This is a genomic window from Streptomyces sp. NPDC058525 (assembly GCF_042719495.1).
Taxonomy (GTDB): domain Bacteria; phylum Actinomycetota; class Actinomycetes; order Streptomycetales; family Streptomycetaceae; genus Streptomyces.
In genome coordinates this window covers 81,827-107,721 of the sequence record NZ_JBHXNP010000009.1, presented here as the reverse complement: position 1 = coordinate 107,721, position 25,895 = coordinate 81,827, and the positions used below count along the sequence as shown (strand labels likewise).

The window sequence follows — 25,895 nt, the reverse complement described above, 5'->3', positions numbered from 1 at the left end:
GGAGCACGCGGGCGCTGTCGGGGATCGGGGATCGGGACGTTCAGCGACCCTGACAGCGCGCGCTCGCGTAGCGGACGAGATCCACATGGGCCCGTCCGTAGAGCAGGAGTTCAAACGGCATACGGCCAGCGTGGCGATCTCCCGTGTACACAGTCAAGCGGGATCCGTCAGATGTCAGGCGCGTCACGCTGCGTGCGGGCCCGCGCGGCGGCGCGTGCACCGGCGCCCGCTTCATACGGCGGCGCCCAGCGCCGCGATCACGTCCGCCTTGCGCGGCATCCCGGCCGCCCGCCGCACGATCCGGCCCGCCGCGTCCAGGACGAGCACGGTCGGGGTCTTCTCGATCCCCAGGGCGCGGACCAGTTCGAGCCGGTCCTCGGCGTCGATCTCGATGTGCGCGACCCCCTCGACCATCCCCGCGACCTCGGCGAGGATCCGCCGGGTGGCCCGGCAGGGCTGGCAGAAGGCGCTGGAGAACTGCACCAGGCTGGCCCGCTCGCCGGGCTCCGCGCCCAGCTCCGCGGCGCCCAGCGGGCCCCGGCCGCCGCCCGCGCCGCCGTGGTGCCCCTCGTCCTGCCCGCGCACCCGCGCTCCCCTCGCCGTCTTCGCTTACGCACCCCATGCTCGTACGCTCGTACTCTGATCGCAGCGCCCTGCGGAGCAGCCGCATTCCCGGCGTGACGAGAATCTCGCCGGGCACGGTCGTCTGGGCTGGCCAGCAGCCCGCGTTTGGGGCACGATCCCCCATGGGTCGCGTACCTACGCTTCCGTAACTTCCAGCCGGGAGCACCTCCCCAGGCAGAAAGCGGGGTCTCCCCACCATGGCTGAGCTCGTCTACCCTCCCGTGATCGGCGCCGCGCACGGACTGTTCCGCGCGCTGGACATCCGGATCGACATGAAGGGCACCGAGAACATCCCCCGCAAGGGCGGGGCGGTCCTGGTGTCGAACCACATCGGCTACCTCGACTTCATCTTCGCCGGCCTGACCGCGCGGCCGCAGAAGCGCCTGGTGCGCTTCATGGCGAAGGAGTCGGTGTTCCGGCACAAGGTGTCCGGTCCGCTGATGCGCGCGATGAAGCACATCCCGGTGGACCGCAAGCAGGGTGAGACGGCCTACGAGCACGCCCTGGACTCCCTGCGCGCCGGCGAGATCATCGGGGTGTTCCCCGAGGCGACGATCTCCCAGTCCTTCACCCTCAAGAGCTTCAAGTCGGGTGCGGCTCGCATGGCCCAGGAGGCCGGGGTCCCGCTGATCCCGGTGGCGCTGTGGGGCACCCAGCGGCTGTGGACCAAGGGCCGTCCGAAGAACCTGAAGCGCAGCCACATCCCGGTGACGATGCGGGTCGGCGAGCCGATCGAGGCGCCCGCCGACCAGTACGCCGGGGCCATCACCCGCCGCCTGCGCGAGCGCGTGCAGGAGCTGCTCGACGCGGCGCAGCGCGCCTACCCGGACAAGCCCAAGGACGCCTCCGACTCCTGGTGGCTGCCGGCCCACCTGGGCGGCACCGCTCCGACCGCGGCCCAGGTCAAGGAAGCCGGCTGACGGCACCGCGTCGCGCGGCCCCGCCCCCTTCCGAGGGGGCGGGGCCGCGCTTGCGCCTGCCGCCGACGCTCAGTTGGGGTTCTCGGCGCAGGACGGCACGGCCTCGCCGAGTTCGTACGTGGCGTGGAAGCCCAGCGCGTGCCGGAAGCGGTCCTTGAACTGCGGGTACAGGTCACGGCCCTGGATCCTCGAGGTCTCGGCGACGTGCATGGCCGCGGCGGCGATCCCGCCCCGTCAGGCTTCGCGCTTGCGGCGGCGGTGCGCCGCCACCCGCGAGCGGCCGGCGCACGTGGTCGAGCAGTAGCGGCGCACGCTGCCCGGCCCGGTGGCGAGGAAGAACCGCCCGCAGCCCTCGGCGGCGCAGGACCCCCACGCGATCCGGCCGTACTCGGTGAGCAGCTGGGCGAGCGCGAGGGCGCCCGAGGCCAGGAACCAGTCGCCCCAGCCCGCCTCCCCGCCGCGGTCCACGTGCAGGTGCCAGGGGTACCCGTCGTGCCGGGTGAGCCGGGGCCGGGTGGCGCACTCCTCCAGCAGCGCGTTGAGGGCCCCGGCGGCCCGGTCCTCGTCGCTCTCGCGCAGGACCTCCGCCATCCGCCGGGCGGCGGCCCGCAGTTCGGCGGCGCCGGCCTCGGGGAACGCCTCCCCGGTCAGGTCCGCCGGGCGCTCCCCGTGCCCGGCGAGCAGCTCCGCGAGCGCGGTGCGCGGCAGTTCGGGGTCCGCGCGGACCGCCTCGGCGAGGTCGATCAGCCGCCGGGCCGCCGAGAAGCCCCCTCGCGGGTCCGCCATGCCTGGATCCTTTCCCCGTACACCCGAATGACGTAACGTCTTGAGCTGTTATCACGTTACCGCAGCGGGGAGGGGCCGGGATGAGCGGGTTCGGGCGGTACCTGGCGGCGGCGCTCGCCGCGCGGTTCGCCTCCGAGGGCATGGGCATGGCCGTGGTCCTGCTCGCCCTGGAGCGCACCGGGAGCGCCTCGTACGGGGCGTTCGTCCTGACGGCCTGGCTCGCGCCGCACGTACTGGCGGCTCCGCTCGCGGGCGCCGCCGCGGGCCGCACCGCCCGGCCCCGGCTCTTCCACGTCGGCACCCTGGCCGGGTTCACGGCCGCCGTGGTGGCGCTGGCCCTGCTGCTCGGGCGGGCCCCGCTGCCACTGGTGCTCGCGGTGGCGGCGCTCGGCGGCAGCTGCGGGCCGATGGTGACGGGCGGGCTGTCGAGCCTGGTCACCGGGCTGGTCCCGGCGGGCGCCGGGCGCGACCGCGCCTACGGCTGGGACGCCTCGACCTACAACGCGGCCTCGGTGACCGCGCCGGCGGCGGTCAGCCTGGCCACGGCACTGGGCTCGGCGGCTCCGGCCATGGCGGTGCTGGCGGTGTCGGGCGCGCTGGCGGCCGCGCTCGCCGCGACCCTCCCGTATGGGATCCCGGGCGCGGGCGCGCCCCAGGAGGGGCCCCGGGCCGGGCTGGGGGCCGGGCTCGCCGCCCTGTGGCGGGTCCGGGAGCTGCGGGCGGTCACCTCGGCGACGACCCTGGCGTTCGTGGGGATCGGCTCGCTCACCACCACCTCGGTCCTGCTGGCCGCCGGGCTCGGCAGCCCGGGCGCCGGGGGCGTGCTGATGACGGCCTTCGCGCTGGGCGCCCTGGCCGGCTCGCTGACGCTGGGCCGGATGACGGCCGTGGAGCCGGGCCGGCTGGTGCGGTGGGCGCTGGCCGGGACCGGGGCGGCGCTGGCCGCCGCCGCGTTCGCGCCCTCCCTGGCCGCCACGGTGGCCCTGTTCGCGGTGGCCGGGGTGTGCGACGGGCCGCTGCTCACGGCCACCCTGCGGATCCGCTCGGAGCACGCCCCCGACGCGGTCCGGACGCAGGTGTTCACCCTGGGCGCCGGGCTGAAGGTGACGGCGGCGTCGGCCGGGGCGGCCCTGGTGGGCTTCGCGGCCGAAGCACCCGCGTGGACGCTGCTGACCGGGATCGCCGGACTCCAGCTCGCGGCGGCCCTGCTGCACGTGCTGACGGGGGCCGGGAAGCCCGCTCGGGCGGCCGCGGTCACAGACCCGTCGGCAGGTTCTCCCACAACTGCGGCCGGTCGGCGGAGTCCTGGAGCGCCTTGAGCGCGGCCGGGTGCGGGGCGGCGTACAGGCCGGGGTAGTCGATCTCGCCGAGCTCCGGGCGTACGGGGAAGGCCAGTTGCTCCGTGTCGAGGCTGAACCGGGCGTCCACGCCCGGCTTGTTGCCGCGCGGGTCCACCCGGGACCAGCTCGCGGCGCCGGGGAGCCGGAGCGCGACGAGGCCGTGGACGACCGGATTCGATCCGTCGTCGTCGGCGAGGAGCTGGTAGCACAGGGCGGCCGGGATGCCCTGGGCGCGCAGCAGGGCGGCGAGGGCGTGGGACTTGGCGTAGCAGATGCCGTTGCGGGTGGCCAGGACGTCGGAGGCGCGCCAGGTGACGCGCGGGTCACCGGAGTCGGCGGAGTGCGGGACGGCGTCGCGGACGAACTCGAAGACGGCTTCGGCGTAGGCGTACGGGTCGCCGTCCGTGGCGGTCCAGAAGGCGTCGGCGGTCTCACGGACCAGCGGGTGCTCGTGGTCCACGGCTTCGTCAGCCGCCAGATAGGCGGCCAGGTCGGGCTGCTCCTGGATCAGTTCCATGATCCAGGAGCATACCTATGCGACCTTCCGCACACCTATCGATTTATGCGGGGTGGGACGGGGCAGGGCGGACGGCCGGGGTCAGCGCGCCAGCTCTTCCTTCAGCGCCTGGAGGAAGCCGTCGACGTCCTCTTCCTGGGTGTCGAAGCCGCACATCCAGCGGACATCGCCGGCGGCCTCGTCCCAGAAGTAGAAGCGGTAGCGCTCCTGGAGCCGCCGCGTGACCTCGTGCGGCAGCCGCGCGAACACCGCGTTCGCCTGCACCGGGTAGAGGATCTCCACGCCGTCCGTCTCGCGCACGCCCGCCGCGAGGCGCTGCGCCATCGCGTTGGCGTGCCGGGCGTTGCGCAGCCACAGGTCCTTGGCGAGCAGCGCCTCCAGCTGGACCGAGACGAACCGCATCTTGGACGCGAGCTGCATCGACATCTTGCGGATGTGCTTCATCTGCCGGACCGCGTCCGGGTTGAGCACCACCACGGCCTCGCCGAACATCATGCCGTTCTTGGTGCCGCCGTACGACAGCACGTCCACGCCGACGGTGTTCGTGAAGGTGCGCATCGGCACGTCGAGCGAGGCCGCGGCGTTGGCTATCCGGGCGCCGTCGAGGTGCACCTTCATGCCCAGGCCGTGCGCGTGCTCGCAGATCGCCCTGATCTCGTCCGGGGTGTAGACCGTGCCGAGTTCGGTGTTCTGGGTGATCGAGACGACCTGGGGCATCGCCCGGTGCTCGTCCTCGAAGCCCCAGGCCTCCTGGTCGATCAGCTCGGGGGTGAGCTTGCCGTCCGGGGTGGGGACGGCGAGCAGCTTGAGGCCCGCCATCCGCTCCGGCGCGCCGCCCTCGTCCACGTTGATGTGGGCGCTCTTGGCGCAGATCACGGCGCCCCACCGGTCGGTCATGGCCTGCAGGGCGACGACGTTGGCGCCCGTGCCGTTGAAGACCGGGAAGGCCTGTGCGTACGGCCCGAAGTGGCTGCGGAAGATCTTCTGCAGGTGTTCGGTGTACTCGTCCTCGCCGTACGAGACCTGGTGGCCGCCGTTCGCCAGCGCGACGGCGGCGAGGACCTCGGGGTGGACCCCCGCGTAGTTGTCGCTTGCGAAACCGCGAACCGCCGGGTTGTGGTGGCGCCGGGCGTCGGTCTTCCCGGCATCGGTTCTCACGGTTGCGGAGTGAGCCACAGACGCTGTCCGTTCACATCGATGGCGGGTCGCTCCCAGACGCCGGCGATGGCCTCGGCCAGCTCCTTGACGTCGGTGAAGCCCGCGAACTTCGCATTGGGACGCTCGGCGCGCATCGCGTCGTGCACCAGTGCCTTGATGACCAGGATCGCAGCCGCCGCGCCGGGGCCGTCCTCGCCCCCCGCCTTGCGGAAGGAATCCGCGAGGGCCAGGGTCCAGGCCTCGGCGGCCGCCTTGCCGGCGTTGTACGCGGCGTTGTTGGCGACCGGCTTGTGCGCGCCGGACTGGCTGACCAGGACGTACCGGCCGCGGTCGCTGCGCAGCAGTCCGTCGTGGAAGGCGAGCGAGGTGTGCTGGACCGTGCGGATGAGGAGCTTCTCCAGGAAGGTCCAGTCCGCGAGGTCGACATCGGTGAAGGTCTTGCTGCCGCGCCAGCCGCCGACGAGGTGGACCAGCCCGTCGATCCGGCCGAACTCCTTCTCGGTCTGCTCGGCCCAGGCCTGGGTGGCGGCCAGGTCGAGCAGGTCCACGGTGTCACCGGTGATGGTGGCGCCGCCGTGGGCGTAGCGCGCGGCGTCGACCGCTTCGGCGAGCCGCGCCGGATCGGCGTCGGACGCGACGACCACGGCACCCGCCTCGGCGAGGCGGAGCAGGGTGGCGCGGCCGGCGGGGCCACCGGCCCCGGCCACCGCCACTACCGCTCCGTGCAGCTTTCCGTTGCCGTTCCCGGAGCCGTTCATCTGTACAGCCTCCTGTGGGCGGTCGCTCACGCGGCGACCCGCTCGGCGTGCTCGGCGTTGAGGGCGGTGATGCCCTTGGTGGAGGCGATCACGCCCTTGAGCTTCTTGGCGAGCGCCTCATAGAACATGCTGAGCGGAAACTCGTCGGGAAGCACGTCGTCCACGAGCTTGCGCGGAGGCTGCGTCATGTCGAGGGCGTCGGGACCCTTGGCCCACTTGGATCCCGGGTGCGGGGCCAGGTACGTGGAGACCAGCTCGTAGGCCTTGAACCAGTGGACGAGCTTCGGGCGGTCGATGCCGGCCCGGTAGAGGTCCTCGATCTCGGCGCACAGCTGGTTGGTGACCTGCGGGGCACGCATCCAGTCGATCTTCAGCTTGTTGTCCGTCCAGCGCACGACGTCGTGCTTGTGGAGGTACGCGAAGAGCAGCTGGCCGCCGAGACCGTCGTAGTTGCGGGTGCGGTCGCCGGAGACGGGGAAGCGGAACATCCGGTCGAACAGGACGGCGTACTGGACGTCGCGGCCGTGCTCGTTGCCCTCGGACTCCAGCTTCACGGCCTCCTTGAAGGCGGTGAGGTCGCAGCGCAGCTCTTCCAGGCCGTACATCCAGAACGGCTGGCGCTGCTTGATCATGAAGGGGTCGAACGGCAGGTCGCCGTGGCTGTGGGTGCGGTCGTGGACCATGTCCCACAGGACGAAGGCCTTCTCGCAGCGCTCCTGGTCCCCGATCATGGCGGCGATGTCCTCGGGCAGCTCGATGCCCAGGATGTCGACCGCGGCCTCGGTGACCTTGCGGTAGCGGGCGGCCTCGCGGTCGCAGAAGATGCCGCCCCAGGTGAAGCGCTCGGGGGCCTCGCGCACGGCGATGGTCTCCGGGAAGAGCACGGCGGAGTTGGTGTCGTAGCCCGGGGTGAAGTCCTCGAAGGTGATGCCGAGGAAGAGCGGGTTGTCGTACCGGGTGCGCTCGAGCTCGGCGAGCCACTCGGGCCACACCATGCGCAGGACGACGGCCTCCAGGTTGCGGTCCGGGTTGCCGTTCTGCGTGTACATGGGGAAGACCACGAGGTGCTGGAGCCCGTCGGTGCGCTCGGCGGCCGGCTGGAAGGCCAGCAGCGAGTCGAGGAAGTCGGGCACCCCAAAGCCGTCGGCGGCCCACTTGCGCAGGTCCCCGACGAGCGCCTGGTGGTACGCCGTGGCGTGCGGGAGCTGCGGCGAGAGCGCCTCGACGCCCTCGATCACGCACTCGACCGCGGCCGCGGCCTCGGAGCGGGTGGGGGCAGCGGCGGCCTCGAAGTCGATGGAGCCGTCCTTGGCCTGCCAGGGGCGGATCTCCTCCACGGCGGCCTTGAGCGCGGGCCACGCGGGGTGGTCGACCACCCGCGCCCCGGCGGCTATCACGGCACCGCGGGCACCCGGCACAAGAGTTTCCGTCATGTCACTTCCTCCACAGGAGAACCTCACGTCAAGGCAGCGTAAACGGCGGAGGCTCTCCCGTTCAAGAGGGATCTCGGGAAATTATCCTGCGACACCCCCCGCTTCACCGGAAGTCTTCCGGTCCTTCAGCGTGGAATTGATGGCTCCGCCCAGTCGCGCCATGGCTTCCCGGGCCTGCGGCAGGACCCCGGCCAGGGCCAGGAACCCGTGGAACATCCCGGGATGCTCGTCCAGAACGGACGGGACGCCGCACTCGGCCAGCCGCCGGTGGTAGGCCCGTCCCTCGTCGCGCAGCGGATCGCACCCGGCGAGCAGCAGGTGCGCGGGCGGCAGCCCGGTGAGGTCCGCGCGCAGCGGGGAGGCCAGCGGGTGCCCGCCGTCGCCGCCCGGACCCAGGTACTGCTCCCAGAACCAGCGCAGGTGCGCGGCGGTCAGGAAGCAGCCCGCGGCGTAGGTCCGGTACGACGCGGAGTCCTGGGCGGCGTCGAGCACGGGATAGGCCAGCGCCTGGAGGGCGACGGGCGGTCCGCCGTACTGCCGGCGGTCCCGGGCCATCAGCAGCGCGGCGACGGCGAGGTTGCCCCCGGCGCTGTCCCCCGCGACGACCAGGGCGCCGGGGTCCCCGCCCAGCTCGCCGAGGTGCCCGCCGGCCCAGCACAGGGCGGCGTGGGCGTCCTCGGCGGCGGCCGGGAAGCGGTGCTCGGGGGCCCGCCGGTAGTCCACGGAGACCACGGCCGCGCCGGCCGCCCGGGAGAGGGTGCGGACGGTGGTGTCGTGGGTGTCCAGGTCGCACAGGACGAAGCCGCCGCCGTGCAGGAAGACCACGGTGGGGCGCGGCCCGGGCCATTCGTCGGGGTCGGGCAGGTAGACCCGTACCGCGACCGGCGGGGCTCCGGGCGGGCCGGGGACCGTGCGGTCCTCGACGGCCCCGACGCGGGGCGGGTCGGCCGGGGGCCGGGGCGCGGCCGCCAGGATGCGGCGGGCCTCGCGGGCGTCGGTGACGCTCCCGCCGAGGTCGGGGAAGCCGGAGGTGAGCGCGTCGAGGTAGGGCCGGACGGCGGGGTCGGGGCCGCCGTCCGCAGCGGGCCCGGGGGCGGTCACGGCCGGCCCCGGAAGTGGGGGATGACCTTCTCGCCCCACTGGCGCAGGGTCTCCAGGCAGGCCTCCTGCTCCACGGTGCCCATCTGGATCAGGCACATGATCTCGTCCGCCCCCGCGTCCCTGAGCCGTTCCACGTACGCGATGGCGTCGTCGGCGCTGCCGTAGGCGTGGTCGGCGTTGAAGGTGGCGGTGGAGGTGGGGCGCACCGGGATGTCCAGCTCGTGCAGCCGGGCCACCACCTGCTCGGCCGCCTCGCGCATCCGCGCGGCCTCGTCGGCCCCCGCCACGACGGCCTCGTCGGGGATGCCCGCGCCGCCGTACCAGTGGCCGATGGACTGCGCGAAGAACCGCTGGCCGCGGATGCCGATCCGGCGCGCCTCCTCCCGGTCGTCGAGCACGATGGTCGGGCACAGCACCGAGAAGTGGTCGTTGACGGCGGTGGACACGAAGCGGCTCCCGTCCCGCGCGGCGACCGCCGCGTCGTAGACGGCGCGCATCCCCGCGATCGACTCGGGTCCGGCGAAGCCCATCACCAGGGCCCCGATCCCCAGCTCGGCGGCCTGCACCAGGGTCTCGCCGCGGCTGCAGGCGAGGAACAGCGGCGGATGCGGGGTCTGCGCGGGCCGGGGCAGGATCGGGTGCGGGTCGATGTCGATCAGCGGGCCGTGGTACTCCAGCTCCTCCTCCTGCCAGGCCCTGCCGATGATCCGCAGGGCCTCCTCCACCTCCGCGGTGGTGCGCTCCCGGTCCACCCCGCACAGCGAGGTCTCCTGCTCGGTGCCCCCGCGCCCGGCCCCGAGGTCGAGCCGCCCGCCGGAGAGCAGGTCGAGCATCGCCGCCCGTTCGGCGACCCGGACCGGGTGGTTGAAGTTGAAGGGCATGCACACGACTCCGTGCCCGATGCGTATGGTGCTGGTCCTGGCCGCGACCCAGGTCAGGAAGATTTCAGGGGCGGACATGTGTGCGTACCACTTCAGCGAGTGGTGTTCGACCGCCCAGATCCGGTCGAAGCCCATCCGCTCGGCGAGCACGGCCTGCTCCACGCAGTCGCGGATCACCTGGTGCTCCCGCTCCACGGTCGGGTCGGCGAGCTGGGCTTCGAAGATCACGGAGAATTTCACGGTGCCTCCAGGGTTGCGTCCCGTGTCCGGTCTTACTTCAATGAGGAATATGACTAGTAGTCAGGTGCCAAAGAAGCAAGAGGCGGGGAAGCGGCAGTCGGGCCGGCGCTCGCCCGGGAAGCGGGAGCTGCCGCCGACCGCGTGGGCGGTTCTCGGCCTTCTTTCCTTCCCCGGGGAGCGCACGGGCTACGAGCTGAAGAAGTGGGCGGACTCCTCGCTCCGCTTCTTCTACTGGTCGCCCGCCATCAGCCAGATCTACGCCGAACTGCGCCGCCTGGAGGAGCTGGGTTACGCGGCTTCCGCGCGCTCGGGGCCCGAGGAGGCCAGGGCCAAGCGGCGCTACGCCATCACCGACGCGGGGCGCGAGGCACTGGCCGGCTGGGCCTCCGGTACGGCCGAGGCCGGGCCCCCGGTGCTCAAGCACGGGCTGCTGCTGCGGGTCTGGCTCGGCCACCTGGCCGATCCCGAGCGGCTGCGGGCGATGGTCGGCGAGCACCTGGAGCGCACCCGGGCCGAGCTGGCCGCCGTACGAGAGGCCGTGGCACAGGCGGGCGAGGTCCCGGAGTGGGCCTTCCCCGCGCTGGCGCTGCGCTGGAGCGAGCGGCAGCACCTGGCGGAGCTGGAGCTCGGCGAAGCCCTCCTCGCCGATCTGGCCGCCCTGGACGAACCGGCCGACGGGGCCCGTCAAGCCGACGGGGACGCGCCCACGCCCGGGTGACGGCGACGGCGGCGCCACCGGCCGCGCGGGGGCCCACAACCCCGACGGGAAGCGGCCGGTGCGCCTCCGCGGGGCCTTGCACGGGCGGTCCCTTCGCACCTCCGGCGCACTAGCATGCGTCCTCATCGCGCGCGGCCGGTCGGGACACCGCGTCCGCGCGGGGAGCCGCCGTCGACGGAAGCGAGAGAACCTTGACTTTCCTCACCATCGGTCACCGCGGGGTCATGGGTGTCGAACCGGAGAACACCCTGCGGTCGTACCTCCGAGCGGAACGTTCCGGCATGGACGCCATCGCTCTGGACGTCCAGCTGAGCAAGGACGGCGCCCTCGTCGCCCTGCACGACCCCGAGGTGGACCGGACCACCGACGGCTCGGGGGCCGTCGCCGACCTGACCCTGGCCGAACTGCGCGGACTGGACGCCGGTCAGGGCGAGCGCGTGCCCGTGTTCGAGGACGTCCTGGATGCGGTCCGGACCCCGCTCCAGGTGTCGGTACGGGACCGGGCCGCGGCCGGGGCGCTCGCCGAACTGCTGCTGCGCCGCGACCTGACCGCCCGGGTGGAGGTGGCCTCCTCCGACGACGCGCTGCTCGCCGAGGTCGCGCGGCTGGTGCCGGGCGTGCGGACCGTGCTGCACGCGGCCGCTCCCGACGAGGGCGCCGAGGACCTCGTGCGCCGGGCCGCCGCCGCGGGTGCGGCGGCGGTCGCCCTGGACATCCGGCGGCTCAGCCTGGCGGCCGTCGAAGCGGCGCACGCCTCCGGACTGCGGGTGACCGGCCGGGCCGTCAACACCCTCGACCTGCTGCGGCTGGCGCGGGCCCTCGAACTGGACGGCGCCGTCACCGACTTCCCGGAGATCCGCAGCACGGGCCGCTTCACCGCGTAGGAGCGGGCGGTCCGGCTACAGCGCCTTGACCAGCAGCTCGAAGGCCAGGTCGTCGCGGAGCGGGACGCCGAAGCGCTCGTCACCGTAGGGGAAGGGGCTCAGCTCGCCGGTGCGCCGGTAACCGCGGCGCACGTAGTAGGCGATGAGCTCCTCCCGTACGTTCACCACCGTCATCCGCATCTCCTTGGCGCCCCACGTGTCACGGGCGCGGCGCTCGGCCTCGGCCAGGATCTCCTTGCCGAGGCCCGCGCCCTGGAGCCCGGGGCGGACCGCGAACATCCCGAAGTAGACGTAGTCGCCACGGTGTTCGAGCTGGCAGCAGGCGACGGTCTCCCCCGCGCGCTCGACGACCACCAGGGTGCTGTCGGCCGCGTCGATGATCTTGCGGACACCATCGGCGTCGGTGCGCTGCCCGTCCAGGTAGTCCGCTTCCGTGGTCCAGCCCGCGCGGCTGGCGTCGCCCCGGTACGCCGACTCCACGAGGACCACCAGCTCGCTCACGTCCGCTTCGACGGCACTGCGGAAGCTGAGGGCGGCGGGGTTGGCGGTCGACATCGGTGACTCCGTTCTGCGCGGTGGCATGTGACATGCCGAAGACGGCAGGGAGAGCCTATCCCGGGGCCGCGTGAAGGCGCCGTGAGAGGGGCATCCCTTCCTCTGACGCCGACGAACCGGGAGGTTCCGCCGTGCACGGTTCCGCGATGTCCTCCGCCGATACCGCCTCCGCCTGGCTGCTCGTCGTCCTGTGCGCGGTGAGCGGGGCGTACTGCCTGCGGCAGGTGCGCAGATCGGGCGGGGCCGCGGCCGGAGAGGCCGTGATGGCCTTCGGCATGGCGCTGATGGCGGTGCCCCTCGGGGACCGCGACGGGTGGCAGGCGCTCGTGCTCGGCGCGGTGTTCTGCGCCGCCGCCCTGCACGCGGTGTGGCTGCTGCGCGGCGGGGTGCACCACGCGCACCACCTGGTGGGCTCGCTGGCCATGGCCTACATGGCGCTGACGGCGGCGGCCGGCCACGGACACGGTGCGGGGCCGTCCCTGGTCACCGGGCTGCTGCTGCTCTACTTCGCCGGGTACGTCCTGCTCGGCGGGGCCCGGCTGGTGACGGCGGGCGGCGACGCGCAGGGCGGCTACCCGGGCGGCTACCCGGTGGCGTCGGCCGAGCTGTCCCGGGCCTGCCGACTGGCCATGGGAATGGGGATGTTGGCGATGCTGCTCATGATGTGAGGGCGCGCGGCACGTGTCCTGCGTCACCAATGCCCCCAGGCCGTACCCGCAGGTATCCCCGCGCTCATAGGCTGGCGGCCATGATGGTCCCCGTCGCCCTCCTGCTGCTCGGCGCCCTGACCGCGGTACTGGCCCCCCGGCTGCTGGCCCGCGCCCGCTGGCCCGAGCGCGAACCCGTGGTGGCCCTGTGGGCCTGGCAGTGCGTGGTGGGCGCGGTACTGCTGTGCTTCGGGCTGTCGATGCTGCTGAGCGCGGCCGCGGCCTGGCACGCGGTGCGCGGCCGGCTCTTCGCCGCCGCCCCGCACGGGGTCGTCGACGCCTACGCGCTGGGCTCCTCCGGCGGCCCCTGGGCCGCCGGCACCGCGCTCGCCTTGGCGGGCGGGGCGCTGTGGACCGCCGCGATGCTGGCCCGGGAGGTGCTCGGGGCGCGGGCCCGGCGGCGCGCGCAGGGCAGCGAACTGCTGGTGCGGGCCCCGCTGCTGCCCGGGGAGGAGCCCACGGGCGCGCGGCTCGTCGTCCTGGAGGGCCCGCGGCCGGACGCCTGGTGGCTTCCGGGGGCGGCCCCGCAGCTGGTGGTCACGACGGCGGCGCTGGGCCGGCTGAAGGGCAGCCAGCTCGATGCCGTGCTGGCCCACGAGCAGGGGCACGCGGCGGCCCGGCACGACTGGCTGCTGCACTGCTCGCGGGCCCTGGCCGGGGGCTTCCCGCAGGTCCCGGTCTTCGCGGCGTTCGAGGCGGAGATGCACCGCCTGGTCGAACTGGCCGCCGACGACGTGGCCTCCCGGCGGTACGGCCGGCTCACGGTCGCGCTGGCCCTGGTCGGGCTGAACGAGGACCGCGGGGTGTTCGGACCCTCCGCGGCCCCGCAGGCGCACGTCCAGGAGCGGGTGCGCCGGCTGCTGTCGGCGGCGCCCCGGCTGTCCGCGATGAGCCGGCTGCGGCTGACGGCGCTGGCCTCCCTGGTCCCGGCGGTACCGCTGCTGGTGGCCTTCGTCCCCGGGCTGAGCGCGCTGGGGTAGCGGCCCGCGCGGCGTAAGGGTACCGGGGCGGTCGGTGCGAGGATCTCCCTATGCGGAACGATCACTTGCGCCGGGCGGGCATCGGCTGTGCGCTGCTCGCGGCGGTACTGACGGCGCTGGTGGTGGCGCGCTGGACGCCCCTCCTCTCGTTCGACGAACGGGTGGTCCGGGATCTCCACCGCCATGCCGTCGGCCATCCCGGGGTCACCCTGACGATGCGGATCCTCAGCGACTGGGTGTGGGACCCCTGGGCCATGCGGGCCATGGCCGCCGCGGCTTGCGTCGTGCTGTGGCTGCGCGGCCGGCGGGGGCGGGCGCTGCGGCTGGCGGTGGCCGCGCTCGTGGCGACCGGGGTGCAGCAGGGCCTGAAGGCGCTGGTGGGGCGGGAGCGTCCACAGTGGCCGGATCCGGTGGACCGGGCGGATTTCGCGGCCTATCCCTCGGGCCACGCGATGACGGCGACGGTGGTGTGCGGGCTGCTGCTGTGGCTGCTCCCCCGCGGGACCCCGCGATGGGCGGTGGTCACGGCCTGGGCCGCGGCCGTGGTCTCGGTGCTCGGGGTGGGCTTCACCCGGCTCTACCTCGGGGTGCACTGGCCGTCGGACGTACTGGGGGGCTGGCTGCTGGGCGTGGCCTTGGTGGCAGTCGCCATCGCCGTACCAGGGCCCGGCCGGGAGTGTGCCTGCCCTGGGCGATCCCCCGTGTCACCCAGAGCAGGCGGCCCCGCGCGCTGAGTATATTGGCTCCGAGCCAGTCAACGCAGGAGTAAGCATGTCCCCGCGCAGCGCATCGGTCAATGAAGAATTGCGCAGACGTTCCCGGGAGCGGCTGCTCCAGGCCACGGTCGAGCTCGTCGCCGAGCGCGGCTACGAGGCCACGACCCTCGGCGACATCGCCGACCGGGCGGGCGCGGCACGCGGCCTGGTCTCGTACTACTTCCCGGGCAAACGGCAGTTGCTGCAATCCGCGGTGCACCGGCTGATGCACCTCACCCTGGACGCGGCCCTGGAGCGCGAGCCGCGCAGCGACGACGGTCGGGAGCGGCTGGCGCGCGCCATCGACGCGATCCTCGGGCTGGCCCGGGACCAGCCGCTGCTGATGCGCACCCACATGGCGGGCATCCTCACGGCCGAGGGATTCGTGCAGTGCCCGGAGCAGCAGCGGCTGGCGGAGCTGCTGCGGGACACCGTCACTAGGTACGGCTCACCGGACGTGGACGCGGACTACCCGCTGCTGCGGGCCCTGCTGATGGGCGCGGTGGTGGCGGTGCTGCTGCCCGGTGCGCCCATGCCGTCGGCCCGGCTGCGGGCCGAGCTGTTCCAGCGCTACGGACTGGACTGGGAGCTCGGCGTTCCGCCGGACGGCGGGCCGCCCGGCGGAACGATTCACTGAGTCAGTGGTACTCGGGCTGCGTCTGGACGTTGAGCCGGTCCATCCACACCCACTTCGCGCTCTCGGTGCGCCAGTCGTCGAGCCTCAGCACGTCGAAGCCCTTGGCGATGTCGTTCGAATAGATGTGGCCGTTGTAGTAGTACGCCGACCAGGAGCCGCCGAGTCCGAGCGCGTCGGTGGTCAGCGGGCCGCGTTCGAAGTACCCGATCTCCTTGGGCCGGGCGGAGTCGGTGAAGTCCCACACCGAGACGCCGCCCTGGTACCAGGCCTGCACCATGATGTCGCGGCCGCCGCCGACCGGGATCAGCGAGCCGTTGTGGGCCACGCAGTTCTCGGTGTCGGCCTGGTGGCGCGGGATCTTGAAGTAGCTGCGGAAGGCGAGCTTGCGCTGGTCCCCGCGGCCGGTGATGTCGTAGATCCCGTCGGCGCCGCGGTCGGGGCCGGTGGCCGCGTTGCAGGTGGCGCCGCCACCGCCGCCGAGCTCGTCGGTGAACACCACCTTGTTCGCCCGCTCGTTGAAGGTCGCCGAGTGCCAGAACGCGAAGTTCACGTTGTCCTGCACGCGGTCGATGACCCTCGGCTGCTCGGGCCGGCTGATGTCGAAGAGGATGCCGTCGCCCATGCAGGCGCCGGCGGCGAGGTTCTTCGAGGGCAGCACGGTGATGTCGTGGCAGCCGGTGGTCTTGGAGACGCCGGGGTTGGTGGGCCCGCCCGGGTTGCCGCCGTCCGGGAACAGCACCGGGAAGGCCACGACCGCGGCCTTGGTCGGTGCCTTCTTCGGGACCTTCACCACCGAGATGCCGTCGTGCGGCGGCTTGCAGTCGGGGAAGGCCTCGTTCGGGGAGTACGAGGCGACGTACACGTAGATGTCACGGCCGTCCGGGACCAGGGTGTGGGTGTGGGAACCGCAGTTGGTCTCGACGGACTTGATGTACTTGGGGTTCTTCTTGTCCTTGATGTCGAAGATCTTGATGCCCTCCCACGAGGACTTCTCCGTGGCGGGCTGCGAGACGCTGTTGCAGGAGTCGTCGCTGCGCGAGGAGTCGGTGGAGAGGAAGAGCAGGTCCCCGTGGACGGAGATGTCGTTCTGGCCGCCGGGACACAGCACCTGGCTGACGGTCTTCGGCGCCCTCGGGTTGGCGATGTCGTAGATCGTGAAGCCGTTGTAGTTGCCCGCGTAGGCGTACTTGCCCTGGAAGGCCAGGTCGGTGTTGATCGTCGCGCCCGCGGCGAGGGGGACGTTCGCCAGGTGCTTGATGTTCTTGCTGTGCACGATCTCGTCCTGGCCGGGGATCTCGCCGGGGGCGATCTCCCGGCCCTCGACGAGGCCCGCGTCCTGCCGGCTGCCGCCGCCCGGGGCAAGATCACCCGGGTCGGGGGTGGCGGCCGCCGGTCCGGCGGTCAGGAGCGTGGCGAGCAGCCCGGCCGCCGCGACGGCCGCCGCCACCCTCCCTTTGCGCACTCTCGTGCTGTGGAACGAGCTCACTGTGCCCTCCCATGGGAGTCCGGTCGGTTCCGTTCGATGGGGGAACGGAACCCGGACCCCGGCAGTATCTTCCTTTCCATGGACATGGCAAAAGACCCCCGGAGGCCCGAGGCCCCGGGAACAGGGCGGGGCCGGTTCACCGCGGCGGCCGTCGCCGCGGGCCTGCTGCTGGTGCTCACCGGCTGCCAGGACGAGGACCGGTCCGGCGGGGCCGCGGGCGCCGGGGACGGCCGAGCCGTGGTCGTCGCACCGGGCAAGCCGGGCGAGAAGGCCCGCACCCTCACCCCCGAGCAGGCCGAGGCGGAGCAGCCCGACGACAGTCCGAACGCCGCCGACCACGCCTACGTACAGGGCATGATCGAACATCACCGGCAGGCGCTGACGATGAGCGCGCTGGCCCCGCAGCGGGCCTCCGCCGACGGGGTCAAGCGCCTGGCGGAGCGGATCGCGGCCGCCCAGCAGCCCGAAATCGGGGCGATGGAGCGGTGGCAGACCCTCCATCCCGCCCCGCCCGCCGGCTCCGGCGGGCACGGCCACGACCACGCCGCGATGCCCGGCATGGCGACGGAGGAGCAGCTGCGGGAGCTGACCGGGGCCGCGGGCGCCGACTTCGACCGGCTGTTCCTGAAGCTGATGACCGCGCACCACGAGGGCGCCCTCAAGATGGCGGGGCAGGCGCTGGCAGGCGGCAACAACGTGGCGGTCGAGGAGATGGCCACCGAGGTGGTGGCCACGCAGACCGCCGAGGTCCACCGGATGCGCGCGATGGGCTGACGGCCCGGGCACCCGGTGTCATGCTGGGACCACCTGCGGGAGGAGCTCCGCCGTGCTTCGTATCGCCGTCGTCGGATCAGGCCCCAGCGGGGTCTACGCGGCCCAGACACTGGTGCAGCAGCGCGAGGTGCCGGGGGTGCGGGTCGACGTACTGGACCGGCTGCCGGCACCGTACGGGCTGGTGCGGTACGGGGTCGCGCCCGACCACGAGAAGATCAAGTCGCTGCAGGGCAGCCTGCGCACCGTGCTCGAGGACGAGCGGGTCCGCTTCCTCGGGAACGTCGAGGTCGGCGGGGAGCTGCTGTCCACGGGGCGGCTGCTGGAGCTGTACCACGCGGTGGTGTACTGCGTGGGCGCGGCGCGCGACCGGATGCTGGGGATCCCCGGCGAGGAGCTGGCCGGGGTGCATTCCGCGACGGCCTTCGTGTCCTGGTACAGCGGGCACCCGGACGCCGTCGCCGAGGCCTTCGGGCTGGCCTCGGTGGACTCGGCGGTCGTGGTCGGCGCGGGCAACGTGGCGGTGGACGTGACGCGGATCCTGGCCCGGGGCGAGGCGGAGCTGGCGCCGACGGACATGCCGCAGCCGGCGCTCGGCGCGCTCGCCGAGAGCGGGGTGCGGCGGGTGGCGATGGTGGCCCGGCGCGGTCCCTCGCAGGGCAAGTTCACCACCAAGGAGCTGCGCGAGCTGGGCACGCTGCCCGGGGTGGACGCCGTGGTGGACCCCGCCGAGGGGGCCCTCGACCCGGTCTACGGGGACCCGGCAGCGGCCGCGGCGCTGCCCGCGGTGGCCCGGCGCAACCTCGAGGTGCTGCGCGGCTGGGCGGAGCGGGGCCCGGGCGACGCGGGGCGCCGCATCGACCTGCGGTTCTACCTGCGCCCGGTGGAGATCCTGGGCGGGCCCGACGGCCGGGTGAGCGGCATGCGCTTCGAGCGGACGGCCCCGGACGGCCGCGGCGGGGTGACCGGGACGGGCGTGTTCGAGGAGATCGGGGCGCAGTTGGTGCTGCGCTCGGTGGGGTACAAGGGCGTCCCGCTGGCGGGCCTGCCCTTCGATCCGGCGACGGGTACGGTCCCGCACGCGGCGGGCCGGGTGATGCGCGCGGGCCGGGCCTCCGTCGGCGAGTACGTGGCGGGCTGGATCAAGCGCGGCCCGACCGGGGTGATCGGCACGAACCGGCCCTGTGCCAAGGAGACCGCGTCCTCGCTGCTCCAGGACGCGGGGGTACTGGCCCGGCGGGAGCTGTCCAGCGACCCGCTGGACGCGCTGCGCGCTGCGGGTCTGCGCCCGGTGGAGTGGCCGGGCTGGCTGGCAGTGGAGGCGGCCGAGGCCGACCTGGGCCGCTCGCTGGGCCGCCGCTCGGTGAAGATCCCCGACTGGCAGGGCCTGCTGGGCGCGGCCGGGCTGGCCTAGGTGTATTGATCACGAGCGTTGTTGACACTCGGCGGGTCTTGAATATGGCGAAGACCTCCGGTGTGGTGGGAGCTGTCTAGGAACTCACCGCACGGAGGTCTTCGTGTCCCACCGTAATGCCCGGCTGACTGTCTTTGGTAGGCGACTGCTGGTCGAACGTGTCCGCTCGGGCCGCCCCGTCGCACACGTCGCGGCCGAGATGGGCATCTCCAGAGCTACTGCCCACAAGTGGGTCCGCCGCTGGCGGGTCGAGGGCGACGCCGGGCTCGCCGACCGCTCCAGCAAGCCGGTCTCGACCCCGCACCGCACGCCGGCGAACACTGAAGCGGACGTGTGCCGGCTGCGAACCGACCGCAAGCTCGGCCCCGCCCGCATCGGGCCGATCCTGGGCCTGCCGACCTCGACCGTGCACCGGATCCTGACCCGGCACGGCTTGAACCGGCTGGCCTGGCTCGACCGGCCCACCGGAGAGCCGGTCCGCCGCTACGAACGAGCACGGCCCGGCGAACTCGTCCACGTCGACATCAAGAAACTCGGCAACATCCCCGACGGCGGCGGCTGGCGCGTCGTGGGCCGCACGGCAGGCGACCGCAACCGCCAGGCCACCACGGACCAACGCAAGAGCAGCACACCAGTGATCGGCTACTCCTACGTCCATTCCGCGGTCGACGACCACTCCCGCCTGGCCTACAGCGAAGTCCTGAACGACGAACGCAAGGAGACCGCCGTCGGCTTCTGGACGCGGGCGAACGCGTTCTTCGCCGGTCACGCAGTCACCGTCGAGCGGGTCCTGACCGACAATGGCTCCTGCTACAAGTCGAAGCTGTTCACCCAAGCCCTGGCAGAGGCAGGGATCACCCACAAACGAACCCGGCCCTACCGGCCCCAGACCAACGGCAAAGTCGAACGCTTCAACCGCACCCTGCTGGACGAGTGGGCATACCAGCGGACCTACACCAGTACCCAGGAGCGGACCGAAGCCCTGACAGACTTCCTCCACGCCTACAACCACCACCGCTGCCACACCGCACTCGGCGGACACCCGCCCATCAGCCGTGTGAACAACGCTGCGGGTCAATACACCTAGGCCGTCTCTTTCGAACGGCTCGGCCCCTCGGCCCCGGTCGGCTCAGGCCCGGGCCAGCCGGGTTTCCTCGGCCGCCGCGGCCGTGAGGACGCTGTCGAGGAGGCCGGGGAAGAGCTCCTCCAACTCCTCGCGGCGCAGGGCGTTCAGCTTGGTGGTGCCGCGGTAGGTCTGCCGTACGACGCCGCTCTCCCGCAGAACGCGGAAGTGGTGGGTGGTCGTGGACTTGGTGACCGGCAGGTCGAAGGCGGAGCAGGCCAGCGCCGCGCCCGAGCCGTCCAGGTCCCGCACGATGGAGAGCCGGACCGGGTCGGAGAGCGCGTGCAGCACGCCCTCCAGGCGGATTCCGGCCGCCTCGGGGTGGGCGAGGGCGCGGGCCGCGTCACGTTCCGTCATGTCCCTGCTCCGCTCGTTCGCCTTGGTCGGGCCCCCATCGTACGAGAGTCATCGTATGAGCCGGGCCGGGCAGGATCGGCGCCGCCGGAGCCGGCGCCTCACCAGGCCCGGTCGTACGGGGCCGGGGTACGGATCTCCGCGCCGAGCTCGGCGGCCGCGCGGCGGGCCCAGTACGGGTCGCGCAGCAGCTCCCGGCCCAGCAGGACCGCGTCGGCCTCGCCGTTGGCCAGGATCTTCTCGGCCTGCTCCGGTTCGGTGATCAGGCCGACGGCGGCCGTGGGCAGGCTCGTCTCGGCCTTGACCCGCGCCGCGAAGGGCACCTGGTAGCCGGGTCCGACCGGGATCTTCGCCCCGGGTGCGAGCCCGCCGGTGGAGACGTCGAGGAGGTCCACGCCGTGCTCCTGGAGCAGCCCGGCCAGCCGGACCGTCTCTTCGGCGGTCCAGCCGTCCTCCTCGAGCCAGTCGGTGGCGGAGATCCGGAAGAACAGCGGGAGCTCCTCGGGCCACACCGCCCGTACGGCGTCGACGACTTCGAGGGCGAAGCGGGTGCGGTTGGCGAAGGAGCCGCCGTACTCGTCGGTGCGCCTGTTGCTGTGCGGGGAGAGGAACTCGCCGATCAGGTAGCCGTGGGCGCCGTGGATCTCCACGACCTCGTAGCCCGCCGCGAGGGCGCGCTCGGCCGCGGCCGCGAACTGCCCGACGATCTCGCGGATCTCACCGGCCGTCAGCTCGTGCGGGACCGGGTGGGACTCGGCGAAGGGCACGGCGCTGGGCGCGACCGTCTGCCAGCCGTGCTCCTCGGGGCCGACGGGGCCGCCGCCGTTCCAGATGCGGCCGGTGGAGCCCTTGCGTCCGGCGTGGGCGATCTGGATGCCGGGGACGGTGCCCCGGGCCTTCAGGAAGCCGGTGATCCGGCGCAGCGCCTCGACCTGCGTGTCGTTCCAGATGCCGAGGTCGTACGGGGAGATGCGGCCCTCCGGGGAGACGGCGGTGGCCTCCTGGATGATCAGGCCGGTGCCGCCGGCGGCGCGCGCGGCGTAGTGGGCGAAGTGCCAGTCGTGTGCCACGCCCGCGGTCGGGCCGACGGGGTCGGCGCTGTACTGGCACATCGCGGCCATCCACACGCGGTTCGGGACGGTGACCGAGCGCAGCGTGTACGGCGCGAACAGGGCAGCGAAGGCAGCGGGGGCAGCACTCATCAGGGCTCTCCAGACGTCACCGGGCGCACCGGGGATCGGCGGCTAAGTACGAGACTCACCGTACTACGAATCCTCTCGTACTACGAGACCTCTCGTACAAGCGCGTCGAGCTCCGCGCGCAGTGCCTCCGCCAGCGCGGGCAGGTCCGGGACGACCGCCGCGTCGGCGACCAGGCCGTAGTGGGCGATTCCCTTGTAGGTGGAGACGGCCACGGCCAGGGACTGGCCGTGGGCCAGCGGGGCGAGCGGGTAGACCTCGCGGACCCGGCTCCCGCCGAGGGAGAAGGTCAGGCCGGGCAGCGGAACGCTGGTGACCAGGATGTCGAAGAGCAGCCGGGCGGCCTGGGCGACGAACGGGCCGCCGAGGCGGTGGCCGAGCGGGTGGACGTGGTCGGCGAGCAGGGCGACGGCGCCCGCGCCGCGGGCCGGCCCGGCGTCCTTGTTGCGGTCCATCGCCGCCCGTACGCGGTCCAGCCGCAGCAGCGGGTCGCGCTCGGCGAGCGGAAGCCGCAGCAGGTATCCGGAGAGCCGGTTGCCCCCGCCGCCCCCGGGCCGGCCCCGGCGGGAGACGGGGATCAGGGCCCGCGGTCCGGGCCCGACGGGCGCCGGGTCGCCCCGGCCCTCCAGCCAGCGCCGCAGACCGCCCGCGACCACGGAGATCAGCACGTCGTTGACGGTGCCCCCGGCGGCCTTGCGGACGAGGGCGACCTCGTCCAGGTCGAGCGCGAGGCCCGCGACCGTACGGGCTCCCGTGCCGGCGGTCCCCGCCGTGAGCACCCCGGGGACCCCGAGCGGCAGCCCGGCGCGGGCCACGGCGGCGCCGATCTCCAGGGCCTGGCCGACCTCCTGGACCCGGGCCGCGAGGACTCCGGGCAGCCGCCGCAGGGCGGACCCGGCGCGCTGCTCGGGCACGGGCCGCCGCCCGGAGCCGGGCCGCGCGGGCTGCCGCAGCTCCGGGCCCTCGTCGAACAGTGCCGCGGCCAGGGCGAGCGCGCCCAGGCCGTCGGCGAGGGCGTGGTGGAACTTGAACAGCACGGCGAAGGAGTCCGGGTCGGGCCCGGCCAGTACGTGCGCCTCCCAGGGCGGCAGTTCCCGGTCCAGCGGCCGCGCCATCAGCGGGCCGGCGGCGGCGTGCGCGAGGGGCTCGTCCGTGCGGTGGAGGAAGACGTGCCGCGCCGGGTCGAACCGGGGATCGGGCGACCAGGCGGCCGCGCCGACCGGCAGCAGGACGTCCCGGATCCGGCGGCGCAGGCCGGGCACTGCGGCGCAGCGGGCGGTGAGCAGTTCGGCGGCGTGCTCGGCCGCGTTCCCGGCGCTGCGCCCGGCGCCGCGCCCGGAGGCGTGCCCGGTGCCGTTCCCGGCGGGGCCGGATCCGCGGTCGGCCGCCGAGAAGACGGCGAGGGCCCCGAGGTGCATGGGGTGGGCGGCGGATTCGATCCGCCAGAAGGCGAGGTCGAGCGGGGAGAGGTGCTCGGTTGCCACGTACGTCCTCTCGCGTGCGGCAGTGGTGGCCTGAAGTCAATCCATTCCGAACACCTACATGCAAGTAGCAACCATTTCCCGATCGTAAATGAGTTGTAAATGATCGGCATCGACCAGTCCCTCGGAACACCGCGCCGCCCGCCGGGCCGCTGTCAGTGGGCGGGTGCAGACTGGCCGAAAAGCTCCGAAAACATGGACGACGAAGTCCGGAGGTACCGGCCATGGCCGACGTACTGCTGCTCGTGGGTACCCGCAAGGGGCTCTTCATCGGCCGCCGCCGCGGCGCGGCGCCGTGGGAGTTCGACGGCCCCCACTTCAACGCCCAGGCCGTGTACGCGGTCGCCGTCGACCGGCGCGGTCCGGCGCCCCGGCTGCTCGTCGGCGGGGACAGTTCGCACTGGGGACCGTCCGTGTTCAGCTCCGACGACCTCGGGGCGACGTGGCAGGAGCCCGCCGTGGCCGCGGTGCGGTTCCCGAAGGACACCGGCGCCTCGCTGGAGCGGGTCTGGCAGCTCCAGCCCGCCGGACCGGAGGCCCCGGACGTGGTCTACGCGGGCACCGAGCCGGCCGCGCTGTTCCGCTCGGTGGACCGCGGCGAGTCCTTCGAGCTGGTCCGCCCGCTGTGGGAGCACCCGAGCCGGAGCAGCTGGCAGCCGGGCGGCGGGGGCGAGGGCCTGCACACCGTGATCACCGATCCGCGCGACCGGGACGCGGTCACCGTGGCCGTCTCCACCGCCGGGGTGTTCCGGACCAAGGACGGCGGAGCCAGCTGGGAGCCCTCCAACGACGGCGTGTCCGCGGTGTTCCTGCCCGATCCGCACCCCGAGTTCGGCCAGTGCGTCCACAAGATCGCCCAGGACGCCGGGAACACGGACCGGCTGTACCTGCAGAACCACTGGGGCGTCTACCGCAGCGACGACGCGGGGACCCGGTGGACCGACATCGGCGCCGGGCTGCCCTCCGACTTCGGCTTCGCGGTGGCCGCCCACCCGCACCGCCCGGACACCGCCTACGTCTTCCCGCTCAACGCCGACTCCGACCGGGTGCCGGCCGGGCACCGGTGCCGGGTCTTCCGCACCCGCGACGCGGGCGCCAGCTGGGAGCCGCTCACCAAGGGCCTGCCCGACGGGGACCACTACGGCACGGTGCTGCGCGACGCGCTGTGCACGGACGACGCCGACCCGGCGGGGATCTACTTCGGCAACCGCAACGGCGAGCTGTACGCGAGCCACGACGACGGCGAGAGCTGGCAGCTGCTGGCCGAGCACCTGCCCGACGTGCTCTGTGTGCGGGCGGCGACGATCGGCCAGTAGAGTGATCCACCGTGGCAGCACGACCGTTGAACGAGATCGTCGAGCCGGGCTGGGCCCGCGCTCTGGAGCCGGTGGCGGGGCAGATCGCCGCGATGGGCGACTTCCTGCGCGCCGAGATCGCGGCGGGCCGGACCTACGTCCCGGCCGGGGCCAATGTCCTGCGCGCCTTCCAGCAGCCCTTCGACGAGGTGAAGGTGCTGATCGTGGGCCAGGACCCGTACCCCACCCCGGGGCACGCGGTGGGCCTGTCCTTCTCGGTCGCGCCCGAGGTGCGGCCCGTGCCGCCGAGCCTCGACAACATCTTCCTCGAACTGCACCGGGACCTCGGCACCGGCCGCCCCGCGAACGGCGACCTCACCCCGTGGACCCGGCAGGGCGTGCTGCTCCTGAACCGCTCGCTGACGACCGCGCCCCGCAGGTCCAACGCCCACCAGGGCAAGGGCTGGGAGGCCGTCACCGACCAGGCCATCCGGGCGCTCGCCGCGCGCGGCAAGCCGCTGGTGTCCATCCTCTGGGGCCGGGCCGCCCGCAACCTGCGGCCGCTCCTCGGCGAACTGCCGGTGGTGGAGTCCTCCCACCCCTCCCCCAAGTCTGCCGATTACGGGTTCTTCGGGTCCAGGCCGTTCAGCAGGACGAACCAGCTGCTGACGGACCAGGGATCACAGCCTGTGGACTGGCGCTTGCCGTCCGTCAGTTGACCCTGTCGGCCCTTCACCGGATAAATACGGACAGATGCCACCGGAGCAGGCCCTGCCCGAACACCCGGTTCCGATAAGCCAGTAGCATGCGGCGCCATGAGCTCCCCCACTGGGCCCGCAAATGGCCTGCCCGTACGAATGCCGCGACCCCGCCAGACCGGACGGCACCGCCGGCCCGAGCCCGCGGCGGCGCCCGAGGGCGCGCCCGCGCTGGTGCTCGCCGTGCCCGGTGTCCCTTCGGCCGCCTCGCGCGGGCTGGCGGAAGAGATCATCAGCATCGGCCGCTCCGAGCTGCCGGGCCTCGACGCCCGCATCGGCTTCCTCGAGGGTGACGACGCCTCCGAGTTCCCGTCCCTGTCCGGCGCGCTGACCGCCGTCGCGACCGAGCGTGCCGCGCGTGCGGAGTTCGCCCGCGCAGCCGGCCACGAGGTGCCCGCGCCGACCGGCCCGGACGCCGTGGTGGTCCCGCTGCTGGCCGGCCCCGACGGCGATCTGCTCCGCCGGATCCGCCAGGCGCTGATGGACTCCTCGGCCGCGGCCGAGCTGGCCGACGTGCTCGGCCCGCACCCGCTGCTCGCCGAGGGCCTGCACGTGCGCCTGTCCGAGGCCGGTCTGGCCCGCGCCGACCGCGCCCGCCTGTTCACCGTGACCACCGCCGCCGACGGCATCGTGCTGGCCACCACTGGTGGCGAGGAGGCCGTGCAGGCCGCCGGGATCACCGGGATGCTGCTCGCCGCCCGGCTCGCCGTGCCGGTGAAGGCCGCCGCGCTCGACGAGGAGGGCTCGGTGGCCGCCGTCGCCGAGCAGCTGCGCCGCGAGGGCTCCACGCAGCTCGCGCTCGCCCCGTACCTGATCGGCCCGGAGGCCGCCGACGGGCTGCTGGACACCGCCTGCAAGGAAGCCGACTGCGCCGCCTCCGAGGTGCTGGGCGCCTACGGCGCGCTCGGCAAGCTCGCCGTCGCGCAGTACTCCGCGGCCCTCGGGCTCACCCAGGGCGCCTCGGCGCACTGATTCCGCTCGCGCACGCCACGACGTACGGGCCCCCGCCGGTTTCGGCGG

Annotated in this window: 28 protein-coding genes; 14 read left to right on the top strand and 14 right to left on the bottom strand. The window is 73.4% G+C overall.

Annotation, left to right across the window (positions count from 1 at the left end):
• Window positions 1-231: 231 nt before the first annotated feature.
• Window positions 232-585: a TlpA family protein disulfide reductase gene (locus ACFWP3_RS07600; protein WP_384217237.1), complete on the bottom strand. Its 354-nt coding sequence runs from the start codon at window positions 583-585 to the stop codon at window positions 232-234.
• A gap of 236 nt (window positions 586-821) precedes the next feature.
• Between ACFWP3_RS07600 and ACFWP3_RS07595 the strand changes: the two genes are divergently transcribed.
• Window positions 822-1,544: a lysophospholipid acyltransferase family protein gene (locus ACFWP3_RS07595; protein ID WP_384217234.1), complete on the top strand. Its 723-nt coding sequence runs from the start codon at window positions 822-824 to the stop codon at window positions 1,542-1,544.
• A gap of 69 nt (window positions 1,545-1,613) precedes the next feature.
• On the opposite strand, the gene ACFWP3_RS07590 is transcribed toward ACFWP3_RS07595, so the two are convergent.
• A complete protein-coding gene (locus ACFWP3_RS07590) occupies window positions 1,614-1,754 on the bottom strand; it encodes a hypothetical protein (RefSeq protein ID WP_384217232.1) in 141 nt (46 codons plus the stop codon).
• 24 nt (window positions 1,755-1,778) lie between these two features.
• The gene (locus tag ACFWP3_RS07585; RefSeq protein ID WP_384217230.1) at window positions 1,779-2,330 is read right to left on the bottom strand and encodes a CGNR zinc finger domain-containing protein; all 552 of its coding nucleotides are present in this window, start codon (window positions 2,328-2,330) and stop codon (window positions 1,779-1,781) included.
• Between the two features lie 80 nt (window positions 2,331-2,410).
• Here ACFWP3_RS07585 and ACFWP3_RS07580 point away from each other — a divergent pair, with 80 nt between their 5' ends.
• Window positions 2,411-3,649: an MFS transporter gene (locus ACFWP3_RS07580; RefSeq protein WP_384217227.1), complete on the top strand. Its 1,239-nt coding sequence runs from the start codon at window positions 2,411-2,413 to the stop codon at window positions 3,647-3,649.
• Here ACFWP3_RS07580 and ACFWP3_RS07575 read toward each other — a convergent pair.
• The 6 genes from ACFWP3_RS07575 to ACFWP3_RS07550 all read right to left on the bottom strand — a co-directional run bounded on the left by ACFWP3_RS07575 (window position 3,585) and on the right by ACFWP3_RS07550 (window position 9,758).
• On the bottom strand, window positions 3,585-4,187 hold the full coding sequence (locus ACFWP3_RS07575; protein WP_384217225.1) for a transglutaminase family protein: 603 nt from the start codon (window positions 4,185-4,187) through the stop codon (window positions 3,585-3,587). The genes ACFWP3_RS07580 and ACFWP3_RS07575 overlap by 65 nt on opposite strands.
• Before the next feature lie 81 nt (window positions 4,188-4,268).
• Window positions 4,269-5,363: a threonine aldolase family protein gene (locus tag ACFWP3_RS07570; RefSeq protein ID WP_384217223.1), complete on the bottom strand. Its 1,095-nt coding sequence runs from the start codon at window positions 5,361-5,363 to the stop codon at window positions 4,269-4,271.
• On the bottom strand, window positions 5,342-6,103 hold the full coding sequence (locus ACFWP3_RS07565) for an SDR family NAD(P)-dependent oxidoreductase (RefSeq protein ID WP_384217221.1): 762 nt from the start codon (window positions 6,101-6,103) through the stop codon (window positions 5,342-5,344). The genes ACFWP3_RS07570 and ACFWP3_RS07565 overlap by 22 nt, the downstream gene beginning before the upstream one ends.
• A 26-nt stretch (window positions 6,104-6,129) precedes the next feature.
• Entirely contained in the window at window positions 6,130-7,536 is a 1,407-nt protein-coding gene (locus tag ACFWP3_RS07560) for a DUF6421 family protein (protein ID WP_384217219.1), read from the bottom strand.
• Between the two features lie 81 nt (window positions 7,537-7,617).
• The gene (locus tag ACFWP3_RS07555) at window positions 7,618-8,637 is read right to left on the bottom strand and encodes an alpha/beta hydrolase (RefSeq protein ID WP_384217217.1); all 1,020 of its coding nucleotides are present in this window, start codon (window positions 8,635-8,637) and stop codon (window positions 7,618-7,620) included.
• Window positions 8,634-9,758 (bottom strand): LLM class flavin-dependent oxidoreductase, encoded by a 1,125-nt coding sequence (locus tag ACFWP3_RS07550; protein WP_384217215.1) that lies wholly within the window; start codon window positions 9,756-9,758, stop codon window positions 8,634-8,636. Before ACFWP3_RS07550 ends, ACFWP3_RS07555 begins: the two co-directional genes overlap by 4 nt.
• 64 nt (window positions 9,759-9,822) lie before the next feature.
• Between ACFWP3_RS07550 and ACFWP3_RS07545 the strand changes: the two genes are divergently transcribed.
• Both ACFWP3_RS07545 and ACFWP3_RS07540 read left to right on the top strand, forming a co-directional pair.
• A complete protein-coding gene (locus ACFWP3_RS07545; RefSeq protein ID WP_384217213.1) occupies window positions 9,823-10,476 on the top strand; it encodes a helix-turn-helix transcriptional regulator in 654 nt (217 codons plus the stop codon).
• A gap of 191 nt (window positions 10,477-10,667) precedes the next feature.
• The gene (locus tag ACFWP3_RS07540) at window positions 10,668-11,360 is read left to right on the top strand and encodes a glycerophosphodiester phosphodiesterase (RefSeq protein WP_384217210.1); all 693 of its coding nucleotides are present in this window, start codon (window positions 10,668-10,670) and stop codon (window positions 11,358-11,360) included.
• A gap of 15 nt (window positions 11,361-11,375) precedes the next feature.
• On the opposite strand, the gene ACFWP3_RS07535 is transcribed toward ACFWP3_RS07540, so the two are convergent.
• Window positions 11,376-11,915 carry a GNAT family N-acetyltransferase gene (locus tag ACFWP3_RS07535; RefSeq protein ID WP_384217208.1) on the bottom strand — a complete coding sequence of 180 codons (540 nt, stop codon included), beginning with the start codon at window positions 11,913-11,915 and terminating at the stop codon, window positions 11,376-11,378.
• 146 nt (window positions 11,916-12,061) lie between these two features.
• On the opposite strand from ACFWP3_RS07535, the gene ACFWP3_RS07530 reads away from it, so the two are divergent.
• From ACFWP3_RS07530 to ACFWP3_RS07515, 4 genes are all read left to right on the top strand, one after another.
• The gene (locus tag ACFWP3_RS07530; RefSeq protein WP_384217206.1) at window positions 12,062-12,583 is read left to right on the top strand and encodes a DUF5134 domain-containing protein; all 522 of its coding nucleotides are present in this window, start codon (window positions 12,062-12,064) and stop codon (window positions 12,581-12,583) included.
• An 80-nt stretch (window positions 12,584-12,663) separates the two neighbouring features.
• The gene (locus ACFWP3_RS07525) at window positions 12,664-13,602 is read left to right on the top strand and encodes a M56 family metallopeptidase (RefSeq protein WP_384217203.1); all 939 of its coding nucleotides are present in this window, start codon (window positions 12,664-12,666) and stop codon (window positions 13,600-13,602) included.
• Between the two features lie 50 nt (window positions 13,603-13,652).
• Window positions 13,653-14,336 (top strand): phosphatase PAP2 family protein, encoded by a 684-nt coding sequence (locus ACFWP3_RS07520; RefSeq protein ID WP_384217201.1) that lies wholly within the window; start codon window positions 13,653-13,655, stop codon window positions 14,334-14,336.
• Between the two features lie 37 nt (window positions 14,337-14,373).
• A complete protein-coding gene (locus tag ACFWP3_RS07515) occupies window positions 14,374-14,994 on the top strand; it encodes a TetR/AcrR family transcriptional regulator (RefSeq protein WP_384217198.1) in 621 nt (206 codons plus the stop codon).
• A 1-nt stretch (window position 14,995) separates the two neighbouring features.
• Here ACFWP3_RS07515 and ACFWP3_RS07510 read toward each other — a convergent pair whose 3' ends face one another.
• Complete coding sequence (locus ACFWP3_RS07510) at window positions 14,996-16,480, bottom strand: LVIVD repeat-containing protein (protein ID WP_384217196.1); 1,485 nt, start codon at window positions 16,478-16,480, stop codon at window positions 14,996-14,998.
• Window positions 16,481-16,564: 84 nt separating this feature from the next.
• Between ACFWP3_RS07510 and ACFWP3_RS07505 the strand changes: the two genes are divergently transcribed.
• The 3 genes from ACFWP3_RS07505 (at window position 16,565) to ACFWP3_RS07495 (ending at window position 19,752) form a co-directional block, all read left to right on the top strand.
• The gene (locus ACFWP3_RS07505) at window positions 16,565-17,254 is read left to right on the top strand and encodes a DUF305 domain-containing protein (RefSeq protein WP_384217341.1); all 690 of its coding nucleotides are present in this window, start codon (window positions 16,565-16,567) and stop codon (window positions 17,252-17,254) included.
• Between the two features lie 52 nt (window positions 17,255-17,306).
• Window positions 17,307-18,665: an FAD-dependent oxidoreductase gene (locus ACFWP3_RS07500; RefSeq protein WP_384217194.1), complete on the top strand. Its 1,359-nt coding sequence runs from the start codon at window positions 17,307-17,309 to the stop codon at window positions 18,663-18,665.
• A 103-nt stretch (window positions 18,666-18,768) separates the two neighbouring features.
• Window positions 18,769-19,752, top strand: a complete 984-nt coding sequence (locus tag ACFWP3_RS07495; protein WP_384217192.1) for an IS481 family transposase — start codon at window positions 18,769-18,771, stop codon at window positions 19,750-19,752.
• Between the two features lie 42 nt (window positions 19,753-19,794).
• Here the strand turns inward: ACFWP3_RS07495 and ACFWP3_RS07490 are convergent, their stop codons facing one another.
• The 3 genes from ACFWP3_RS07490 to ACFWP3_RS07480 all read right to left on the bottom strand — a co-directional run bounded on the left by ACFWP3_RS07490 (window position 19,795) and on the right by ACFWP3_RS07480 (window position 22,825).
• Window positions 19,795-20,145 (bottom strand): ArsR/SmtB family transcription factor, encoded by a 351-nt coding sequence (locus ACFWP3_RS07490; protein WP_384217189.1) that lies wholly within the window; start codon window positions 20,143-20,145, stop codon window positions 19,795-19,797.
• 98 nt (window positions 20,146-20,243) lie between these two features.
• The gene (locus ACFWP3_RS07485) at window positions 20,244-21,344 is read right to left on the bottom strand and encodes an NADH:flavin oxidoreductase/NADH oxidase (RefSeq protein ID WP_384217187.1); all 1,101 of its coding nucleotides are present in this window, start codon (window positions 21,342-21,344) and stop codon (window positions 20,244-20,246) included.
• Between the two features lie 80 nt (window positions 21,345-21,424).
• Window positions 21,425-22,825, bottom strand: coding sequence for a wax ester/triacylglycerol synthase domain-containing protein (locus ACFWP3_RS07480; protein ID WP_384217184.1), 1,401 nt, complete (start codon window positions 22,823-22,825; stop codon window positions 21,425-21,427).
• A gap of 221 nt (window positions 22,826-23,046) precedes the next feature.
• On the opposite strand from ACFWP3_RS07480, the gene ACFWP3_RS07475 reads away from it, so the two are divergent.
• The 3 genes from ACFWP3_RS07475 to ACFWP3_RS07465 all read left to right on the top strand — a co-directional run bounded on the left by ACFWP3_RS07475 (window position 23,047) and on the right by ACFWP3_RS07465 (window position 25,847).
• Window positions 23,047-24,138 carry a WD40/YVTN/BNR-like repeat-containing protein gene (locus tag ACFWP3_RS07475; protein WP_384217182.1) on the top strand — a complete coding sequence of 364 codons (1,092 nt, stop codon included), beginning with the start codon at window positions 23,047-23,049 and terminating at the stop codon, window positions 24,136-24,138.
• 11 nt (window positions 24,139-24,149) lie between these two features.
• A complete protein-coding gene (locus tag ACFWP3_RS07470) occupies window positions 24,150-24,836 on the top strand; it encodes a uracil-DNA glycosylase (RefSeq protein ID WP_384217180.1) in 687 nt (228 codons plus the stop codon).
• Between the two features lie 96 nt (window positions 24,837-24,932).
• Window positions 24,933-25,847 (top strand): sirohydrochlorin chelatase, encoded by a 915-nt coding sequence (locus tag ACFWP3_RS07465; protein WP_384217178.1) that lies wholly within the window; start codon window positions 24,933-24,935, stop codon window positions 25,845-25,847.
• Window positions 25,848-25,895 lie beyond the last annotated feature (48 nt).

What these genes read in the sequence shown, in the direction of transcription:
- ACFWP3_RS07595 (WP_384217234.1), top strand. Translation starts at nt 822, where the DNA reads ATGGCTGAGCTCGTCTACCCTCCCGTGATCGGCGCCGCGCACGGACTG.
- ACFWP3_RS07590 (WP_384217232.1), bottom strand. Translation starts at nt 1,754, where the DNA reads ATGCACGTCGCCGAGACCTCGAGGATCCAGGGCCGTGACCTGTACCCG.
- ACFWP3_RS07585 (WP_384217230.1), bottom strand. Translation starts at nt 2,330, where the DNA reads ATGGCGGACCCGCGAGGGGGCTTCTCGGCGGCCCGGCGGCTGATCGAC.
- ACFWP3_RS07580 (WP_384217227.1), top strand. Translation starts at nt 2,411, where the DNA reads ATGAGCGGGTTCGGGCGGTACCTGGCGGCGGCGCTCGCCGCGCGGTTC.
- ACFWP3_RS07575 (WP_384217225.1), bottom strand. Translation starts at nt 4,187, where the DNA reads ATGGAACTGATCCAGGAGCAGCCCGACCTGGCCGCCTATCTGGCGGCT.
- ACFWP3_RS07565 (WP_384217221.1), bottom strand. Translation starts at nt 6,103, where the DNA reads ATGAACGGCTCCGGGAACGGCAACGGAAAGCTGCACGGAGCGGTAGTG.
- ACFWP3_RS07560 (WP_384217219.1), bottom strand. Translation starts at nt 7,536, where the DNA reads ATGACGGAAACTCTTGTGCCGGGTGCCCGCGGTGCCGTGATAGCCGCC.
- ACFWP3_RS07535 (WP_384217208.1), bottom strand. Translation starts at nt 11,915, where the DNA reads ATGTCGACCGCCAACCCCGCCGCCCTCAGCTTCCGCAGTGCCGTCGAA.
- ACFWP3_RS07530 (WP_384217206.1), top strand. Translation starts at nt 12,062, where the DNA reads ATGTCCTCCGCCGATACCGCCTCCGCCTGGCTGCTCGTCGTCCTGTGC.
- ACFWP3_RS07525 (WP_384217203.1), top strand. Translation starts at nt 12,664, where the DNA reads ATGATGGTCCCCGTCGCCCTCCTGCTGCTCGGCGCCCTGACCGCGGTA.
- ACFWP3_RS07520 (WP_384217201.1), top strand. Translation starts at nt 13,653, where the DNA reads ATGCGGAACGATCACTTGCGCCGGGCGGGCATCGGCTGTGCGCTGCTC.
- ACFWP3_RS07515 (WP_384217198.1), top strand. Translation starts at nt 14,374, where the DNA reads ATGTCCCCGCGCAGCGCATCGGTCAATGAAGAATTGCGCAGACGTTCC.
- ACFWP3_RS07505 (WP_384217341.1), top strand. Translation starts at nt 16,565, where the DNA reads ATGGCAAAAGACCCCCGGAGGCCCGAGGCCCCGGGAACAGGGCGGGGC.
- ACFWP3_RS07490 (WP_384217189.1), bottom strand. Translation starts at nt 20,145, where the DNA reads ATGACGGAACGTGACGCGGCCCGCGCCCTCGCCCACCCCGAGGCGGCC.
- ACFWP3_RS07485 (WP_384217187.1), bottom strand. Translation starts at nt 21,344, where the DNA reads ATGAGTGCTGCCCCCGCTGCCTTCGCTGCCCTGTTCGCGCCGTACACG.
- ACFWP3_RS07475 (WP_384217182.1), top strand. Translation starts at nt 23,047, where the DNA reads ATGGCCGACGTACTGCTGCTCGTGGGTACCCGCAAGGGGCTCTTCATC.
- ACFWP3_RS07465 (WP_384217178.1), top strand. Translation starts at nt 24,933, where the DNA reads ATGAGCTCCCCCACTGGGCCCGCAAATGGCCTGCCCGTACGAATGCCG.